This window comes from Cupriavidus sp. 01T418, assembly GCF_056398885.1.
On the sequence record NZ_JBFTQG010000004.1, the window covers coordinates 138,936 to 155,708 of the forward strand.

16 protein-coding genes, 1 other RNA gene and 1 riboswitch are annotated in these 16,773 nt (G+C 66.1%); of the genes, 10 read left to right on the plus strand and 7 right to left on the minus strand.

The genetic code is table 11. The features are described 5' to 3' along the window. The first annotated feature begins 250 nt into the window (after nt 1-250). From AC1DQ3_RS06660 to AC1DQ3_RS06695, 8 genes are all read left to right on the plus strand, one after another. Nucleotides 251-2,047, plus strand: coding sequence for a cytochrome P450 (locus tag AC1DQ3_RS06660; RefSeq protein ID WP_477119388.1), 1,797 nt, complete (start codon nt 251-253; stop codon nt 2,045-2,047). Nucleotides 2,048-2,879: 832 nt separating this feature from the next. Next, on the plus strand, nt 2,880-3,101 hold the full coding sequence (locus tag AC1DQ3_RS06665; RefSeq protein ID WP_477119389.1) for a DUF2188 domain-containing protein: 222 nt from the start codon (nt 2,880-2,882) through the stop codon (nt 3,099-3,101). A gap of 202 nt (nt 3,102-3,303) precedes the next feature. Beyond that, nucleotides 3,304-3,657 (plus strand): hypothetical protein, encoded by a 354-nt coding sequence (locus AC1DQ3_RS06670; RefSeq protein ID WP_477119390.1) that lies wholly within the window; start codon nt 3,304-3,306, stop codon nt 3,655-3,657. A gap of 203 nt (nt 3,658-3,860) precedes the next feature. Next, nucleotides 3,861-4,565, plus strand: coding sequence for a GntR family transcriptional regulator (locus AC1DQ3_RS06675; protein WP_477119391.1), 705 nt, complete (start codon nt 3,861-3,863; stop codon nt 4,563-4,565). A gap of 10 nt (nt 4,566-4,575) precedes the next feature. Further along, complete coding sequence (locus AC1DQ3_RS06680; protein ID WP_477119392.1) at nt 4,576-6,033, plus strand: malonyl-CoA decarboxylase domain-containing protein; 1,458 nt, start codon at nt 4,576-4,578, stop codon at nt 6,031-6,033. A gap of 92 nt (nt 6,034-6,125) precedes the next feature. Continuing rightward, nucleotides 6,126-7,109, plus strand: coding sequence for a Bug family tripartite tricarboxylate transporter substrate binding protein (locus AC1DQ3_RS06685; protein ID WP_477119393.1), 984 nt, complete (start codon nt 6,126-6,128; stop codon nt 7,107-7,109). A gap of 43 nt (nt 7,110-7,152) precedes the next feature. After that, nucleotides 7,153-7,935 carry an enoyl-CoA hydratase/isomerase family protein gene (locus AC1DQ3_RS06690; protein ID WP_477119394.1) on the plus strand — a complete coding sequence of 261 codons (783 nt, stop codon included), beginning with the start codon at nt 7,153-7,155 and terminating at the stop codon, nt 7,933-7,935. A gap of 77 nt (nt 7,936-8,012) precedes the next feature. After that, nucleotides 8,013-9,584, plus strand: coding sequence for a malonate--CoA ligase (locus AC1DQ3_RS06695; protein ID WP_477119395.1), 1,572 nt, complete (start codon nt 8,013-8,015; stop codon nt 9,582-9,584). A gap of 19 nt (nt 9,585-9,603) precedes the next feature. Here the strand turns inward: AC1DQ3_RS06695 and AC1DQ3_RS06700 are convergent, their stop codons facing one another. From AC1DQ3_RS06700 to AC1DQ3_RS06730, 7 genes are all read right to left on the minus strand, one after another. After that, nucleotides 9,604-10,305: an SIMPL domain-containing protein gene (locus tag AC1DQ3_RS06700; protein WP_477119396.1), complete on the minus strand. Its 702-nt coding sequence runs from the start codon at nt 10,303-10,305 to the stop codon at nt 9,604-9,606. 112 nt (nt 10,306-10,417) lie between these two features. Beyond that, nucleotides 10,418-11,230 (minus strand): sulfite exporter TauE/SafE family protein, encoded by an 813-nt coding sequence (locus AC1DQ3_RS06705; protein ID WP_477119397.1) that lies wholly within the window; start codon nt 11,228-11,230, stop codon nt 10,418-10,420. 126 nt (nt 11,231-11,356) lie between these two features. Then, nucleotides 11,357-11,851: an EVE domain-containing protein gene (locus AC1DQ3_RS06710; protein WP_477119398.1), complete on the minus strand. Its 495-nt coding sequence runs from the start codon at nt 11,849-11,851 to the stop codon at nt 11,357-11,359. Further along, nucleotides 11,826-12,095 carry a hypothetical protein gene (locus tag AC1DQ3_RS06715; RefSeq protein ID WP_477119399.1) on the minus strand — a complete coding sequence of 90 codons (270 nt, stop codon included), beginning with the start codon at nt 12,093-12,095 and terminating at the stop codon, nt 11,826-11,828. The genes AC1DQ3_RS06710 and AC1DQ3_RS06715 overlap by 26 nt, the downstream gene beginning before the upstream one ends. A gap of 1 nt (nt 12,096) precedes the next feature. Then, nucleotides 12,097-12,307: non-coding RNA, 6S RNA (gene ssrS / locus AC1DQ3_RS06720), on the minus strand. Between the two features lie 290 nt (nt 12,308-12,597). After that, complete coding sequence (locus tag AC1DQ3_RS06725) at nt 12,598-12,939, minus strand: cell division protein ZapA (protein ID WP_477119400.1); 342 nt, start codon at nt 12,937-12,939, stop codon at nt 12,598-12,600. Then, nucleotides 12,936-13,253: a hypothetical protein gene (locus AC1DQ3_RS06730; protein WP_477119401.1), complete on the minus strand. Its 318-nt coding sequence runs from the start codon at nt 13,251-13,253 to the stop codon at nt 12,936-12,938. Before AC1DQ3_RS06730 ends, AC1DQ3_RS06725 begins: the two co-directional genes overlap by 4 nt. A 208-nt stretch (nt 13,254-13,461) precedes the next feature. Continuing rightward, a riboswitch (cobalamin riboswitch) is annotated at nt 13,462-13,706 on the plus strand. A 95-nt stretch (nt 13,707-13,801) separates the two neighbouring features. On the opposite strand from AC1DQ3_RS06730, the gene AC1DQ3_RS06735 reads away from it, so the two are divergent. Both AC1DQ3_RS06735 and AC1DQ3_RS06740 read left to right on the plus strand, forming a co-directional pair. Further along, the gene (locus AC1DQ3_RS06735; protein WP_477119402.1) at nt 13,802-15,751 is read left to right on the plus strand and encodes a TonB-dependent receptor plug domain-containing protein; all 1,950 of its coding nucleotides are present in this window, start codon (nt 13,802-13,804) and stop codon (nt 15,749-15,751) included. A 13-nt stretch (nt 15,752-15,764) separates the two neighbouring features. Continuing rightward, nucleotides 15,765-16,772 (plus strand): FecCD family ABC transporter permease, encoded by a 1,008-nt coding sequence (locus tag AC1DQ3_RS06740; RefSeq protein ID WP_477119403.1) that lies wholly within the window; start codon nt 15,765-15,767, stop codon nt 16,770-16,772. The last annotated feature ends 1 nt before the right edge of the window (nt 16,773 follow it).

Genomic DNA, 16,773 nt, shown 5'->3' on the forward strand with positions numbered 1-16,773 from the left:
GGCACGTGTCGGGCATCACTTTTTGCGGCGAGAGATAAAGCGAGTCAACACGGCGCCACCCGCTGTCACGGGAGGGCTGCCACTCCGGCGCGGGAGGCGGGATGTGCTGGCTGCGCGGTACACGCACAGCCATCCTGGCAAGCCCGTCGCCGACGCTTGGGTACAACCGTTAGCGCTGTGTATTCTTGGTTAGGCGCTACCCGCGCCGATGTGCGCCGTGTGGCCTGATGCGCGGCCGGGAGCGGAAGACATGGCAATGACGCGAGTGGTGGCGGCACCGGAGGCCTCGAAGCGCGTGCGCATCGCTGCCACTGCCGATGTTCGGGACGATGCCGCGCTGCCCGCCAGGGTGGACGGCGTGGATCTGGTCGTGATCGGACACGGCGGCGCCGCCGCGGTCTACCAGGGGCACTGCCCGCACCAGGGCACGCTGCTGGCCGAGGGCGCCATCGAGAACGGCGTGCTGACCTGCCGCGGGCACGGCTGGCGCTTCGACTGCGGCTCTGGCGCCGCGGTGGACCGTCCCGAGGCCTGCCTGAAGCGGTTTGCCGCCGTGGTCGAAGACGGCGCGGTCATGGTGGAGCGCGACGAGATTCTCGCGTGGCAGCGGCTGCAGGCGGAGTCCAAGGTGGTGCCGCCAGCCCCGGGCCCGGGCCTGCGGGCGCTCTCGGCGCTGCCCGGTCCAAAAGGACTGTCCTCGCTGGGCAGCGCGCTGCAGCTGCAATGGGAGCCGCGCCGCATGCATCTGGTCTTCGAGCGATGGTGCGAGGAATTCGGCCCCCTGTTCAGCGTCCGCCTGATGAACCGGCCAGCCCTGGTGGTCGCCGAAGGCGAGTTGATCGACAGGATCCTCCACGACCGGCCCGCGACCTACCGCCGCGTCCGCACGCTCGAGGCGGTGGCGCTGGAGATAGGTGCGCTCGGTGTGTTTGCCGCCGAGGGCGAGATGTGGCGCAGGCAACGCCGCCCGGTGGCGCAGGCGCTCGACGCGCACCGGCTGCGTGCCTTCTTCCCGATGCTGGCCAACGTCACGCGCAGGCTGCGGCGGCGCTGGCAGAAGGTGGCCGCGCAAAGACGGCAGGTTGACGTGCAGCATGACCTGATGCGGTACACGGTGGACGTGACGACCGCCCTGGCCTTCGGCTACGACATCAATACGCTGGAGCACGAAGGCGAGGTCATCCAGCGGCATCTCGAGCAGATCCTGCCGATGGTGAACCGGCGTATCAATGCGCCTTTTCCGTACTGGCACTATCTCAGGCTCCCGGCGGACCGCTCGTTCGACCGGGCCGTGGTGGCGATCCACCAGACCATCGGCGAGTTCATCGCCGCCGCCCGCCAGCGGCTGGCGCAGGCGCCGGAGCTCGCGGCGCATCCCGCCAACTTCCTGGAAGCGATGYTGGTTGCCCAGGCCACGGGCCCGGCACCGCTTGACGACGACGAACTGTTCGCGAATATCTTCACGATCCTGTTGGCGGGCGAGGATACGACCGCCAACACCGTCGCCTGGATGATGCATTTCATGTGCAGCCATCCGGAGGTGCAGCGCAGGATGCAGGAAGAGGTGGGCGTGGTGCTGGGGCAGGCGGACGTCTTGCAGGACATCCGGGATGCCGCCAGGCTCGTGTATGTGGAGGCGGTCGTGCATGAATCGTTGCGGCTCAAGCCGGTCGCACCGCTGTTCTTTCTCGAACCCAATGACGATGTGGAGATCGATGGCGTGCGGGTGCCGCGGGGGACCCTGATCGTGCTGTTGAACCGGCCCAATGGAATGCAGGAGCGCAATTTTCCTGCCGCCCGCGAGTTTCGGCCGGAGCGCTGGCTGCAAGGCGCGGCGGCGCAGCATCGCAGCGGCTTCGTGCCGTTCGGCTCGGGGCCGCGCTTGTGTCCGGGGCGCAGCCTGGCGTTGCTGGAGGCCAAGGCGGCGATTTCGATGGTTTGCCAGAACTTCGACATCCGTCATGCGCCAGGGTCGGGCCCGGTGGGGGAGGCCTTTGTCTTTACGATGATGCCGACGGATTTGCAGGTGGTTTTTTCAGCGCGGTAGATGTCGGGCAGTGCCGTTGCCACGGCGGGGCCAGGAAAATCGGGGCATCCCCGAGCGCCTCCGGCAGTTGGTCTTTCTTCGTGCCCTCCAGGTAGAGGCGAGTGCCCGCGGCGCACCGGACACCGTTCCCGGCCTGAAGGCAAGAGTCGATCGGTCACTGGAGTTTTACAGCCAGGAGACTTGTCGAGTACACGAACTCGCACCGCCGTGCCCAAGGTCTCTTGACAGCTTTTTGATGCAAGGTGCTGGCATTGTTGCATCAACTTGAGACCGCGCTCCCTACCATTTATCCATCCACGGACATACTGGCCCTCCCGGGCCAAAACACCATGCAACAGTCGGGCCTGGCAGTCGCCTTTGCCTCCGTTCCGAGGCGGCATATTGGCCATCAGAGCGGTGGCTCAGCAGTACCCCACGGGGACGCTCCCGACAATGCTCACCGTTGGATCCGCTTGCGCCTCGCTCTGGCATCGAGCCAGGTGTTCGCACTGCGTCAGTGGTTGCATCAGGTCGTCGGCCGCCTGGCTCGCGCTTATGTCGTCGAGGTCGACTGCCGCCTCAGCCAGACCACCGTGCATATAGAGCTTGAGCACGGGGCGCATGACGCGGCCATGCAAGCCATCGTGACAGCGCTTCCGGCGATCGGGTTCGGCCACGCCGAGGAGATGGCGGATGAGCGTGCCCGACGCTGGAGAGGACTGACTCCGCATGGGAAGCTACACCATGCCTGCCGGCGCCGCCACCCTGGAACGCAACTCTCAGCGGAATGAGGGCTGCCCAGCCAGCGCGCACCAGCCACGGGAATTCCACCTTCCAGACGTTTGAGACTGCCATGGACAGCAATATCCACATCAAGCCGTACAGAGACGGTTGGGACGTCATTCGTGAAGGCGCAAGGTACGCTGAGTCGCATCATGGGACGCAGGAGATGGCGATTGCCGCCGGGGCGGTGCAAGCTCTGCGCGAAAGGGTCGAACTTGTCATCCACGGCCGCGAAGGCCAGATATGTACGCGCCGTAGCTTCAGCCACGATTCGGCTTCCATCCCGGGATAGTCGCCTCAAGGGGTGCGCTGCCGAAGTCAAGTGTTGGAACGCTACCGGCTGTCCTGCCGGCTGTTGGCTCCGCCCCATCGTTTGCTCCCTGGATTGTGTTTCCCGTCCACACCGAGTGTTGCCATGCCTCTGGCATGGCGCGTGCTTGTGAAGGTAGAACGTCGTGCCTGCCGTTCATCCCCTCACTCAACGGAGCTTCATCATGTTTCTGGTCTCCGGTCTGATTCTCCTTCTGATGGCCTGCAGAGCGCTCTATCTGCATCGACACGTTGCGGCCATGGAATCGGTTCGACGCGACTCGTCTGGCTGGTTGAGCCACGAGGTGAGAAGGCGCGTTTCGTTGGTAGCGCTCCCCAAGCACATCGCCCCGTACCCGGTTCCCAGGGAGGTGCGCGTCCGAGTGGTTCGCTTTGCCGGTGTGGTTCTATGGCACAAGGAACTCAGCATCGCGCTCCCGGACGAGGCGTGCTCGCATCTGGATGAAATTGCCCCGGAGGATTTCGATCCCCGCTTTCCAAACTGGCTGCAATTGGGTTCTCGGGAACAGCGGGCTTAACACTGGAGTCGATCGCTCCAACACCGCTTCCAGCGAAACAACCCGACGACAAATTAGCGGCGCACGCTGTCTATTGCGGCCGTGCAACATCGAATTATCTTGTCTTCGCTTCGCCGTTATTCATAATTATGAATTATTGGGCCTAGCAAGACACTTTTGAAGCCACCCCCCCATACCATTGCGTTCTTCCATCCGGAGGCACCATGCGCATCATCCAGCAGGCGCTTTATCTCGAGGTGGCGGAGCGCCTGCGCACCATGATCGACGAGCACGCGCTGATGCCCGGCGCCTGGATCGACGAAGCCAGCGTGGCCGAATCCATGGGGATCTCGCGCACGCCGATGCGCGAGGCGCTCAAAGTGCTGGCCGCCGAAGGCCTGGTGCGGCTGGAGCCGCGCCGGGGCTGCTTTGTCAACGCGCTGACCGAACAGGACCTCGACGAGATCTTCCCGCTGATGGCGCTGCTGGAAGGGCGCTGCGCCCATGAGGCCGCGCGCAATGCCACGGCGGCGGACCTGGATGCGCTGGAGAGCCTGCACGCCGAGCTGGCGCAGTATGCGCACGCTGGCAATATCGACGCCTACTACGAAACCAATTACCAGATCCACGAAGCGATCCAGCGGCTCGCCGGCAACCGCTGGCTGTCCGGCCTGATCAGCGATCTGCGCAAGGTGCTGCGGCTGTCGCGCCACAAGAGCCTGAAGCTGCCGGGCCGCATCCGAGAATCCTGCGCCGAGCACCTGTCGGTGTTCTCCGCGCTCAAGGCGCATGATCCGGAGCGCGCTGAAACCCTGATGAAGACGCATTTGCTGCGCCAGCGCGCCGCGCTCAGGGCGCTGGACGCGGCCGAGCCGGCGCCGGCCGCGGACGCCGCCAGCGCAGTCGAAACCTTATCCATCGAACGATAGCAGGTACCCCATGGATTCCCTCGGCAACAGCGAACAGAAAGCCGGTGCTCCGGTCAGTGCGCCCCTCGGCGGCCACGAGCCCTCGGGCGAAACCCTGCTGTCGCGCTTTGGCCGCTGGTGGGGTCGCATGGGCGAGCGCGATGGCAGCGCCAGGCTGGATGCCGGCACCGATGCCAAGGCCGGCGCCAGGCCCGCGACGCTGCCGGCCCGCGTGCTGCGCCGGCAGCGCGAGCAACTGCGCCCGTGCTTCGATGCGCGCCTGACGGATGGCGCGGCCAATACCGCCGCGCAGGCCTGGCGCACCGAGTACGAGGCGGCCGGCGACGATGCGCGCCAGGCCATGCTCGCCGTGCTGGCGGAAGTCGCCGCCGCAGGCAGCGCGGAGCCGGGCGAGGATGGCAAGGTCGGCAAGTCCGCCGCGGGCCTGTCGCAAGCCATGTCGAACGCGCGCATCCGCTTCTTCAAGCGGCTGGCCGCCTTGCACGGTCAGCAGGGTGCCAGCGTATGCGGCCTGCATTTCCTGGTCGGCTTGCGCGCCGACATGCTGCGCTGGCGCAAGCGCGTGCCGGGCCTGCGCGCGCTCGATGACGATCTCGAAGCGCTGTTCTCCAACTGGTTCGACGTCGGCTTGCTGGAGTTGCAGCCCATCACCTGGGATTCGCCGGCCTCGCTGCTGGAGAAACTGATCCGCTATGAGGCCGTGCACGAGATCGCCTCGTGGGCGGACTTGCGCAACCGGCTGGATTCGGACCGCCGATGCTACGCGTTCTTCCACCCGCGCATGCCGCGCGAGCCGCTGATTTTTGTCGAAGTGGCCTTCGTGCCCGAGATGGCGCAGAAGGTCCACGTGCTGCTGGACGAGGCCGCCCCGCTGGAAGACCTGCGCCGCGTGAAGTGGGCCATCTTCTATTCCATTTCCAATACGCAGGCGGGCTTGCGCGGCGTGAGCTTCGGCAACTTCCTGCTCAAGCGGGTGATCGAGGAATTGCAGCGCGAGTTTCCCAAGCTCAAGCAGTTTGCCACGCTGTCTCCCATTCCGGGGTTTGTCGACTGGCTGCGCAAGCGCGACGGCGAATCGGTGGCCAAGGCGCTGGGCGACAAGCGCCTGGCGCGCTGGCGCGAACGGCACGGTACGCCGCCCGCCGACGGTGCTGGCTGGCTGGCGGCGCTGCCGGCGGATTCCGAAGACGCGCTGGTGCGCGACACGGCGCTGGCGCTGGCCGCGCACTACCTGGTGCGCGAGCGCCAGCAAGCGTTGCCGGCCGATCCGGTGGCGCGCTTCCACCTGGGCAATGGCGCCTGCGTGGAGCGCCTGAACTGGGCCGCCGACCTGTCGCGCAAGGGGCGCGCGCAGTCCTGCGGCATGATGGTGAATTACCTTTACGTGACCGAGGCACTGGACGACAATCTGGTTCGCCTTGGCAATGGCAACCCCCGCATCAGTCGCGCCGTGGGCAAGCTGTTGTGACCCTGGTCAGGTCGTGGGCGAGGCCATTTCCGGGGGGCATTGCGCAGTTCTTCGTTTGACTTTCCACAGCAGAAGAGAGAGGAGACAGAGTCATGGATCGTCGTCAGTTCCAACTGGCTGGGCTGGCTTGCGCGCTCGGCGCGGGCCTTGGCGCGGTTGCGCCCGTGGCGCAGGCTGATACCTGGCCGTCCAAGCCGATCACCGTGATCGTGCCGTTTCCGGCCGGCGGCGGCACCGATGCCTTCGCCCGCCCACTGATGGCCCAGCTCTCCAAGCAGCTCGGCAAGCAGTTCGTGATCGACAACCGCGGCGGCGCCGGCGGTACGGTTGGCGCCAGCATTGCATCGAAGGCTGCGCCGGATGGCTACACCGTGTTTATCGGCGGCGCCCATCACGCGATCGCGCCGTCGTTCTACAAGAAGCTGGACTACGACATCGAGAAGGATTTCATCCCGGTCACGGTGATCGCGCAGCCGCCGCAGGTGGTGGTGGTGAACCCCAAGGTGCCCGCCAGCACGCTGGGCGAGCTGATCGGCTACGCGAGGAAGAATCCCGGCAAGCTCAACTACGGCTCGGCGGGCAACGGCTCTTCCCACCATCTGGCGGGGGAGTTGTTCAAGCTGCAGACCAGGACCTTCATCACGCATATCCCGTACAAGGGTGCGGGCCCGGCACTGTCGGACCTGATGGCCGGCCAGGTGGACGTGGTGTTCGACGGACTCGGTTCTTCGGCCCAGCATATCCGCAGCGGCCGCATCAAGGCGCTGGCGGTGGCATCGAACAAGCGCTCGGCAGCCTTCCCCAATGTGCCGGCCGCGGCCGAGGCGGGGCTGCCCGACTACGATGTCGCGACCTGGTACGCGATGTGGGTGCCCAAGGGCACCCCCAAGGAAATCGTCGACAAGCTGTATGTCGAAGTCGAGAAAGCACTGAACACGCCCGAGATGAAGCAGATCTGGCTCACCAACGGTTCGGAAATCCCGGCCTACACGCAAGAGCAGTTCGCCCAGTTCCAGCATGCGGAGATCAAGCGCTGGGCGCAGGTGGTGCAGCAATCCGGCGCCAGGATCGACTGATGAGGAATCGACCAATGCATCCTGGTACGCACGGAGCGCGGGCATGAGCGGCACGGTTTCTTTCGCGCGCGAGGGTGAAGTGGCCACCGTCACGCTGTCGCACGCGGGCAAGCTCAATGCGATTTCGGTGGCGATGTGGCGCGCGCTGGCCGAAGGCTTTGCCCGGCTGTCGGCCGATCCCGCGCTGCGCTGCGTGGTGGTGCGCGGCGCCGATGGCAACTTTGCCGCCGGCGCCGACATCGCGGAGTTTCCCGAGGAGCGGGGCGACGCCGCCACGCTGCGCCGTTATCACGTGGAGGTGATCGCGCCGGCGCTGGCCGCCATTGCCAGCTGCCTCCATCCCACGGTGGCGCTGATCGAAGGGGTTTGCGTGGGCGGCGGGCTGGAGATCGCCTGCCATTGCGACCTGCGGATCGCCGCCGACGACAGCCGCTTCGGCGTGCCGATCAACCGGCTCGGCTTTCCCATGGCCCCCGGCGAACTCGGCGGGCTGCTGGCCCTGGCCGGCCGCGCGGTCACGCTGGAGATCCTGCTGGAGGGCCGCGTGTTCGATGCCGCCGAGGCGCGCGACAAGGGGCTGCTGACGCGGGTGGTGCCGGCTGCGGCACTGGGCGAGGAAGTGGCCGCCACGGTCAGGCGTATCGCCGCCGGTGCGCCGCTTGCAGCACGCATCAACAAGGAGAGCATCCGCCGTCTCGCGCCGGCGCCCGAGCCGCTGAGCGCGGCGGAGCTGGAAGCGCATTTCCGCTATGGCGGCAGCCGCGACCATGCCGAGGGCGTGGCAGCTTTCCTGGCCCGCCGGCCGCCGCGCTTTACCGGGCAATAGCAACGGCTCTATCATTGCCGGCTATCGATCGGATTGCCCATGCTCTTGCCGGTTCCATTTCCTGTGTCTTACGCAACATGAACGCCAACCTGTTTGCCCTGTTCGAATCCCGCTTTCCGGCGGACCGCAGCGCCTGCTGCATCGAGACCCACGACGGTCTCTGCTACAGCTGGGACGACCTCGACCGCGCCACTGCCATGATGGCGAACCTGCTGACCGCGCTCAAGCTGCCCGCGGGCGCGCGCGTGGCGGCGCAGGTGGAGAAGTCGCCCGAGGCGCTGTTCCTGTACCTGGCCACGCTGCGCGCCGGCTACGTCTACCTGCCGCTCAATACCGCCTACCAGGAAGCCGAGATCGATTATTTCGTCGGCAACGCGGAGCCGGCGGTGGTGGTGTGCAGCAGCGCCAACTTCGGCTGGGTGTCCAAGGTGGGCTTCCGCCACGGCACGCAGCATGTGTTCACGCTGGACGACGACCGCTCGGGTTCGCTGCTGTCCCGCGCCGCCGCGCAGCCGGACCGCTTCGACACGGTGGCGCGCAGCGCCAGCGACATGGCCGCCATCCTCTACACCTCGGGCACCACCGGACGCAGCAAGGGCGCCATGCTGAGCCACGGCAACCTGACCGCCAACGCCAGGACACTGCATGAATACTGGGGCTGGCGCAGCGACGACGTGCTGCTGCACATGCTGCCGATCTTCCACGTGCATGGCCTGTTCGTGGCTTCGCACGGCGCGCTGCTGGCCGGCGCCAAGATGATCTGGGCGCCCAGGCTGGACATGGCCCAGATCCTGAAATTCCTGCCGCGCTCCACCGTGATGATGGGTGTGCCCACGTACTACGTGCGCATGCTGCAGGAGCCGCGCTTCGACGACGACACCTGCCGCCGCATGCGGCTGTTCGTGTCCGGCTCGGCGCCGCTGCTGATGGAAACCTTCGATGCTTTCCGCGAGCGCACCGGGCACACCATCCTGGAGCGCTACGGCATGAGCGAGACCGTGATGCTGGTCTCCAACCCGTACGAGGCGCAGACTGGCGAGCGTATCGGCGGCACCGTGGGCAAGGCGCTGCCGGGCGTGTCGGTGCGCGTGGTGGACGGCGACGGCAAGCCTTGCGCCGCGGGCGAGATCGGCAACGTGGAAGTCCATGGCCCCAATGTGTTCCACGGCTACTGGCGCATGCCGGAGAAGACGCAGGAAGAGTTCACCGAAGACGGCTGGTTCAAGACCGGCGATGTGGGCCGCTTCGGCGGCGCCATCGTCAGCCAGGCCGGCGAGCGCAAGGTGCCGGACGACTACCTGACCATCGTCGGCCGCAGCAAGGACCTGATCATCTCCGGCGGCTACAACGTCTACCCGAAGGAGATCGAGAGCTTTATCGACGAAATGCCGGGCGTGGCGGAAAGCGCCGTAATCGGCGTGCCGCATGCCGACTTTGGCGAAGCGGTGGTGGCGGTGGTAGTCGGCAAGCCTGGCGCCGCGCTGGAGGAATCCATCCTGATCGGCTCGCTCAAGGGCCGCATCGCGAACTTCAAGGTGCCCAAGCGTGTGCACCTGGTCGATGAACTGCCGCGCAACACCATGGGCAAGGTGCAGAAGAACGTGCTGCGCCAGCAGTTCGCGGCGCTGTCAGCCCCTGAGCGGGGGTAGTGGCTGACGCCGCGGGACCTTACTTCAGCATCTGCACCGAACCGTTCACCGTCACCGTGACCTGGGCCTTGCCGCCCTCGACCGGCACCGGCGCGGAATCGGCCATCATGGCCTTGGCCGCGTAGATGCGCGGCATCGGCTGCACGGCGCCGACTTCGGCCACCTGCACTTCGCGGATGGTGTAGCTGCCGTAGCCGAACAGCCTGGTGGTGGCTTGCGCCTTTTCGCGGAAGGAGGCCACTGCCTGCTCGGTCAGCCTGGCTTCTGCGGCCAGGCGGGCTTCGCGCGACAGCGAGAAGCTGATGTTCTGCACCTGCATCTGGCCGGCAAGCTGGCCCGCGAGCCTGGACACCGCGGCGAAATCGCGCGACTCCAGAAGCACCTCGGCACGGCCGCGCCAGGTGCTGATGCGCCCGTTCTTGTCGTTGGACGGATAGATGGTGAAGCCGCCCGATTGCGCCTGCACGCCGCTGGTACGCCTGGCTTGCGCGATCACTTCCTGCGTCCTGGCCGACAGCGACGAGGAGATCGCGCCGGGCTCGGCGCCTTCCTGCTCGGCTGCCAGCGTCATGTGGACCACGTCGGTCGGGACTTCGGTGGCGGCCTGGGTGGACAGCGACAGCACGCCCGCGGGCGCCGGATCGTGGGTCGGGCCGCCGCCCTGGGCCGAAGCGACCATGGCGGTGGTACCGAGCAGCGTGGCGGCAAGCAATTGTTTCATCGAGTTATCCTTTTCTGAACGATGCGTATCAGACGCGCGGCCTGGGTGATCGTTCCGTAACGCCGCGATCCACCTTGTATCTAGCTGTATCCGCCGCGCCCGACGCCGGCCCTCAGAACGCGTGCCAGGCCTTCCACAGCATGAAGGCCGCGAGACTGAACAACAGGCAGGCGAAGACCTTCTTCAACTGTGCGACATCCATCCGGTGCGCGGTGCGCGCGCCCAGCGGCGCGGTCAGCACGCTGGCCACGGCGATCACCACCAGCGCCGGCAGGTAGATGTAGCCAAGCGAGCCTGCCGGCAGCCCGCTCTGGCCCAGTCCGCTCCATACATAGCCGATCACGCTTGCCACCGCGATGGGAAACCCGAGCGCGGCCGATGTGGCCACCGCGTTGTGGATCGGCACGTTGCACCAGGTCATGAAGGGCACCGAGACAAAGCCGCCACCCGCGCCCACCAGGCTCGACAGGAAGCCGATCACGCCGCCGGCACCCAGCATGCCCGGCGTGCCCGGCAACTGCCGGTGCGGGGCCGGCTTGCGGTTGCGCAGCATCTGCCACGCCGAGAAGCCGACGAACACCGCGAACAGCAGCGACAGCCAGCTCGTCTTGAGCGCCGCGAAGACCTTGCCGCCGCCAAGCATGCCGCCGAGCAGGATGCCGGGCGCCAGCGCGAGCACCAGGCTCCAGCGCACCATGCCGCGCTTGTGGTGGGCACGTACCGAGGACAGCGAGGTGAACAGGATGGTCGCCATGGAGGTGGCGATGGCCATATGGACGATGTCCTCTTGCGGAAAGGCCAGGGCGGAGAACAGAAGCGTGAGGAAGGGCACCATCATCATGCCGCCGCCGACGCCGAGCAGGCCGGCGCAAAAGCCGGTGAAGGCGCCGAGCAGCAACAGCCCGGGAATCAGGGAAAAGCTCATGATGCGGAATCGGCCTTATTGGTGTTGTAGTTATGTCGTCGGCAGCCATTGTGGCATGCCGCCAGTGTGACCGTCAGTGCAGCTCGCCACGGCGGGCGGCTCGCCGCACCGCATTATCGACGCGTATCAGCGCATGAGCCTGGTGGTGATGAAGCGCCATTCGGCAGGTGTGACCGGCGTAATCGACAAGCGGTTGCCGCGGCGTAGCACGGCCATGTCCGCCAGTTCCTCGTGCGCGCGCAGGTCGGCCAGCGAGATCAGCGCGCCCTTGCCGACAAAGCGCACGTCGACCAGCATCCAGCGCGGTGCTTCGGGCTTGGCGGCCGCATCGTAGTAGTCGCTCTTCGGGTCGAACTGGGTGGGATCGGGGTACGGCTGCGAGCAGACCTCGGCCAGTCCGGCAATGCCGGGCTGCGGGCAGGAGGAGTGATAGAACAGCACGCCGTCGCCGATACGCATTGCGTCGCGCATGAAGTTGCGTGCCTGGTAGTTGCGCACGCCGGTCCATGGCAAGGTGCCGCGTTCGGCCAGGGTATCGATGCTGGCTTCGTCGGGCTCCGATTTCATCAGCCAGTACTGGCGGGCGCGCGTGGCGCTATCGGCTTGCGTGGATCGGCTCATGGGCAGGCAGGGCTGGCGTGGCGTTGGCGACAGCGCTATGGTGCAGCAAGCCCGGCCAAAAGAAAACCATTTGCCGGGCGCGGGCCGGCGCGGCACGCAGCAGCAGCAAAACGAAGGCAGGGCCGGAGAGGGGAACGTTGCGGCAAAGAAATGCGCGGCAAGCAAGGCGCGCAAACGGCGCGCAAAAAGCAGAGAGCAGAAAGCAAAAAGAAAAAGGCGGTGGATAAAAAACCACCGCCTTCATAGGGGTCCCCGCCTCGGCCGCTGGATCGGCATCCTGAACCCAAGTGAGGTTCAGAGTGGCTGCGGAAGCCGCATTTCGGGTACATCACAGATTCAGGGAGTCCAGACTGCAACTATGAATCAAGCGACGCGCTCGCCCACACGGCATAATCCCGCACCAACAAATGCTTATCGGTTCAAGGAATATGATCCTGACGAACCAGGCAGGGAAACTGTCAAACGTCTGACCCTTATTGCACTACCGAACGCATATTGCTTCGGGAGGGCTGTCAGACGTTTGCCGTTTCGAACTTGGATGGGATGAAAACGGCGGTCGGGCACGATAACCCGACCTGGGGTGCCGCAACTATGTGGCTTGGTGCGGCTTGGCTCCACTATACACCGCACCGCTTTCCATACCAAGCCCGTCATGCCATGTAGTTACATTTTGCCGTCGCGCGCGGCATGTGGGGCACATCGGCCCTCCCGTGCCATGCGCTACACCGCAGGCGGCACGTATGCGTTCAGTTGCGCGGCGCGGGCGTATTGGTGCCCACATGGGCGTACTGCCGCAGGGCTTCGTCCGCACGCTCGTTGAGCTCGCGAATGCGCGCGCGCACCGCGTCCACCGGAATCGCGCCGTCCTCCTGCTGCTTGCGCTTGAGCGCGAGCAGGTCGGAGGCGATGCTGATGGCGGCCATCACCGCAACGCGCTCCACGCCCTTGGCGGATACCCCGCCCTTGACGCGGGTCATCTGGTCGTCTACCAGTGCCACGGCTTCCAGCAGCGCGGCTTCATTGTCGGGCGAAATGGCGAACCGGTAGGACTGGCCGGCAATGTTCACTTCGACTTGCTTGTTGCTCATGTGTTTTCTCCGGGAGCCTTGTGGTCGGGGCGGCCGGCCGCCTCGCCTTCGCCCAGCAGGTCGAGCTGGCGGGCGTCGCTGGCGGTGGGCAGCTTGTCCAGGATCGACTGGATGCGCGACTGCGCTTCCTCGATCTTGATATTGAGCAGTTCGCGGTCGGCCGCCATGGCTTCGCGGTCGCCGCGCAGCTGGCTGGCCTCGGTCTGCAGGCGCTCGATCTCCTCGCGCAGCCGCTGGTTCTCGGCGGCCAGGGTATCGGCATGGTGCAGCACACGCCCGATCTTGGCGGCGAGTTGTTCGAGTTCAGTGAGCATGGAGCCTGTCATATCTAGGGTCTCGGGTGTTGGGATTTTAGCCCAAGCGCATTCGTAGGGACGGCGAACGCAGACGGGTGTGACCGGGCCTGCGCGTGGAAGTTGCATGCATCGTCGCTTAACGGCATCCGCGGCGCCGTCTTTATGCCTGTTTCCAGGCGCTTTGCCACGGGATTCCCGCGGCATTGACGCCCGACCCGAAACTGCCTACACTCGCGCACGTTCCAGGTGCTCGTAATCCTATTCACTACAGGGTTGCAGTTCAACGGGAAACAGGGAGCCAGCCGCCGCCGCCAGGGCGGGGCCGTGCCAACCTGTGCTGCCCCCGCAACGGTAAGCGACCGCGATCGCAAGATCGCAAGGCCGACCCACAAGCCACTGAACCGCAAGGTTCGGGAAGGCGGTCGGACTGGTGTCGTCAGCCCGGATACCGGCCTGAACGAGAGTGCGCCCCCCTTTCGCGGTTTTTTTGCAGGAGCCGGTGGCGCGCTTCGTCGCCAGACGGTCCGCGGGGGAACGGACCAGGCAGCTCTCTCCCACTCAGCATCATGCGCTTTTCGCCCTCCAGGTCGAGCCGTCCGGCATTGCCGGCGTGCCGCCACGCCACACCCGTTTTCGTCTCGCGGCAACTACCCGCCGCGCTTGCCGCCCTGTTCGCCATGAGCGTGCCCGGTACTGCCATGGCCCAGTCCGCCGCCCAGTCCGCGGCCGACGCGCAACTCGATCCGGTGGTGGTCACTGCCACCCGCATTGCCCAGCCGCTGACCGCGGCACTGCCGCACACCACCGTAGTGACCCAGCAGGATATCGTCAACTCGCAAGCCATCGACCTGCGCTCGTTGCTGCGCACGCAGGCCGGCGTGGAGTTTTCCAGCAACGGCGGCCTGGGTGCCAATACCAGCCTGTTCATACGCGGGGCCAACTCCAACCAGACGCTGATCCTGATCGACGGCGTGCGGATTTCGTCGGTCAGCAGCGGCACGGCCCAGCTTTCGAATATCCTGCCCGACCAGATCGACCATATCGAGATCGTGCGTGGCAATGTCTCGGCGCTCTATGGCTCGGATGCGATCGGCGGCGTGGTGCAGATCTTCACCAAGAGCGGTGCGGGCCAGGCTCCCGCAGCCAACGCCCAGATCGAATACGGCAGCAACAATACGCGCCAGGGCACGGTAGGCTACGGCGGCCAGGTGGGCGATACCTCGTTCAACATCACCGGGTCGGGCGTCACGACCAACGGCTTCTCGGCCATCAATGCGGCTCAATGGAACGGCGACAATCCGGCCAAGGCAGCGAAGGGCATCGGCCCGAATCCGAACAACAACGCCTATTACAACGAGAGCGTATCCGGCCAGGTGAAGCATCGTTTCACCAGCGACTGGGACGCCGGCGTCACCGCCTACTACTCGAAGAGCAAGCTCTCCTACGACAGCACGACGGGCAAGCCGACCGATGTCTGGTGGATGAACAGCGAGTTGTACACCGTATCCGCCTTTGTCAACGGCAAGATCACCCGGGACTGGACCACGCATTTCAAGGTCGCACAAAGCGGCGACAATAGCGAAAACACCTTGAACGGCGTGTTCAACAGCAACTTCGACACGCGCAACCGGCAGTACACCTGGCAGAACGAATATGCGCTGGCGCCCACTCACAAGCTGCTGTTCGGCACGGAGTATGCGCAGCAGGAATTCAGCTCGAACTCGTTTGGCGCGCCGGGCCGCAATATTGCGTCGGTGTTCGGCGGCTACGATGGCCGACTGGGCAAGCACCAGCTGCAGCTCAATGCGCGCAACGACCACTACTCGGATTTCGGCAGCCAGGCGAGCTATTTCGCCGGCTATGGCTATAACGTGACCGAGGCGTTCAAGCTGATCGCCAACGCCAGCAATGCCTTCCGCGCGCCCACCTTCAACGAGCTGTACTATCCCAACTACGGCCAGCCCGGCATCCAGCCCGAGCGCGCCAAGTCGGTCGAACTGGGCGCGCAGTACAGCACGGACAGCGCCGGCCTGTTACGCGTGACCGCGTTCGAGACCCGCTACGACAACCTGATCACCGCCGCGTTGCAGCCCAGCGGCCTGTTCCTGGCGCAAAATATCAACAAGGCCAAGGTGCAGGGCATCGAAGCCTCCTGGCGCGCCAGTCTGATGGGCACCGATGTCGGCGCCAGCGTGACCTTCCAGAACCCGCTGGACGAACAGAGCAATACGCAGTTGCTGCGCCGCGCGCGCCGCCATGCGGCCTTCGACGTGGGCCGCCAGTTTGGCGCCGTCCGCCTGGGCGGGGAATGGATCGTCTCGTCGGCGCGCCTCGACAGCGGTCCGCGTACGCTGGGCGGATACGGTATCGTCAACCTCAATGCCCGCTATAACCTCGACAAGCAATGGTTCTTGGCCGCCCGCGTGGAAAACCTCTTCGACAAGAACTACCAGCTCGCCTATCCCTACAATACGCAGGGACGTGCGGGCTTTATCACGCTGGGCTGGCGCCAGTGATGGCGAGCCTCGGATGCGCCGCGCGCTAGCCGTCTGGCTGATGCTCGCCGCTGCCGGCGTGGCGGTGTTCCTGCTGTCGCTGGCGGTGGGCAGCGTGCCGCTGTCGGGCACGCAGGTCTGGCACGCGCTATCCGGCGCCAACGGCGCCACCGGCGATACCGCCAGCGCCATCGTGCGCGAGTTGCGGCTGCCGCGCGCGGCAGCCGCCTTCGCCTGCGGCGGGCTGCTGGCCCTGACCGGCGCGCTGATGCAGGTGCTGCTGCGCAATCCGCTGGCCGAGCCCTATGTGCTGGGCGTCTCCGGCGGCGCCGCCACCGGCGCGCTGACCGCCATGCTGATGATGTGGCCGCTGTGGACGGTGCAGGCCGGCGCCGCCGGCGGCGCGCTGTTCTCGATGCTGCTGGTGGCCACGCTGGCCCGGCGCGACCTGCTGCACCCGCAAGTGCAGGGCGGCCACCATGAGGCCGGCTCGCGCCTGCTGCTCACCGGCGTGATGCTGGCCGCGGGCTGGGGCGCGCTGATTACGCTGATCCTGAGCGTGGCGCCCGAAGCAAGGCTGCGCGGCATGCTGTTCTGGCTGACCGGCGATCTTGCCGGCACGGCCAGCTACGGGCTCGCCCTCGGCGCGCTGGCGCTGGCCGTGCTGCTGGCCATGCCGCTGGCGCGCTCGCTCAATGCCATGCTGCTGGGCGAGACGGTAGCGCAGGCGCTCGGCGTGCGCGTCGGCGCCGTGCGGATGTCGGTGTTCGTGCTGGCGTCGCTGGCGATTGCGGTGGCCATCACGTCCGCCGGCTCGATCGGCTTTGTCGGGCTGGTGGTGCCGCACCTCGTGCGCCTGGCCTGGGGCAATGACCAGCGCCTGCTGTTGCCGGCTTCGGCCTTGCTGGGCGGCACGCTGCTGATGGCTGCCGATCTGGCCGCACGCACGGTGATCGCGCCCGCGCAGTTGCCGGTGGGCGTGATCACGGCGCTGCTGGGCGTGCCGACTTTTCTCTTCTTGCTGTTGCGCAGGCCGCGCTGAT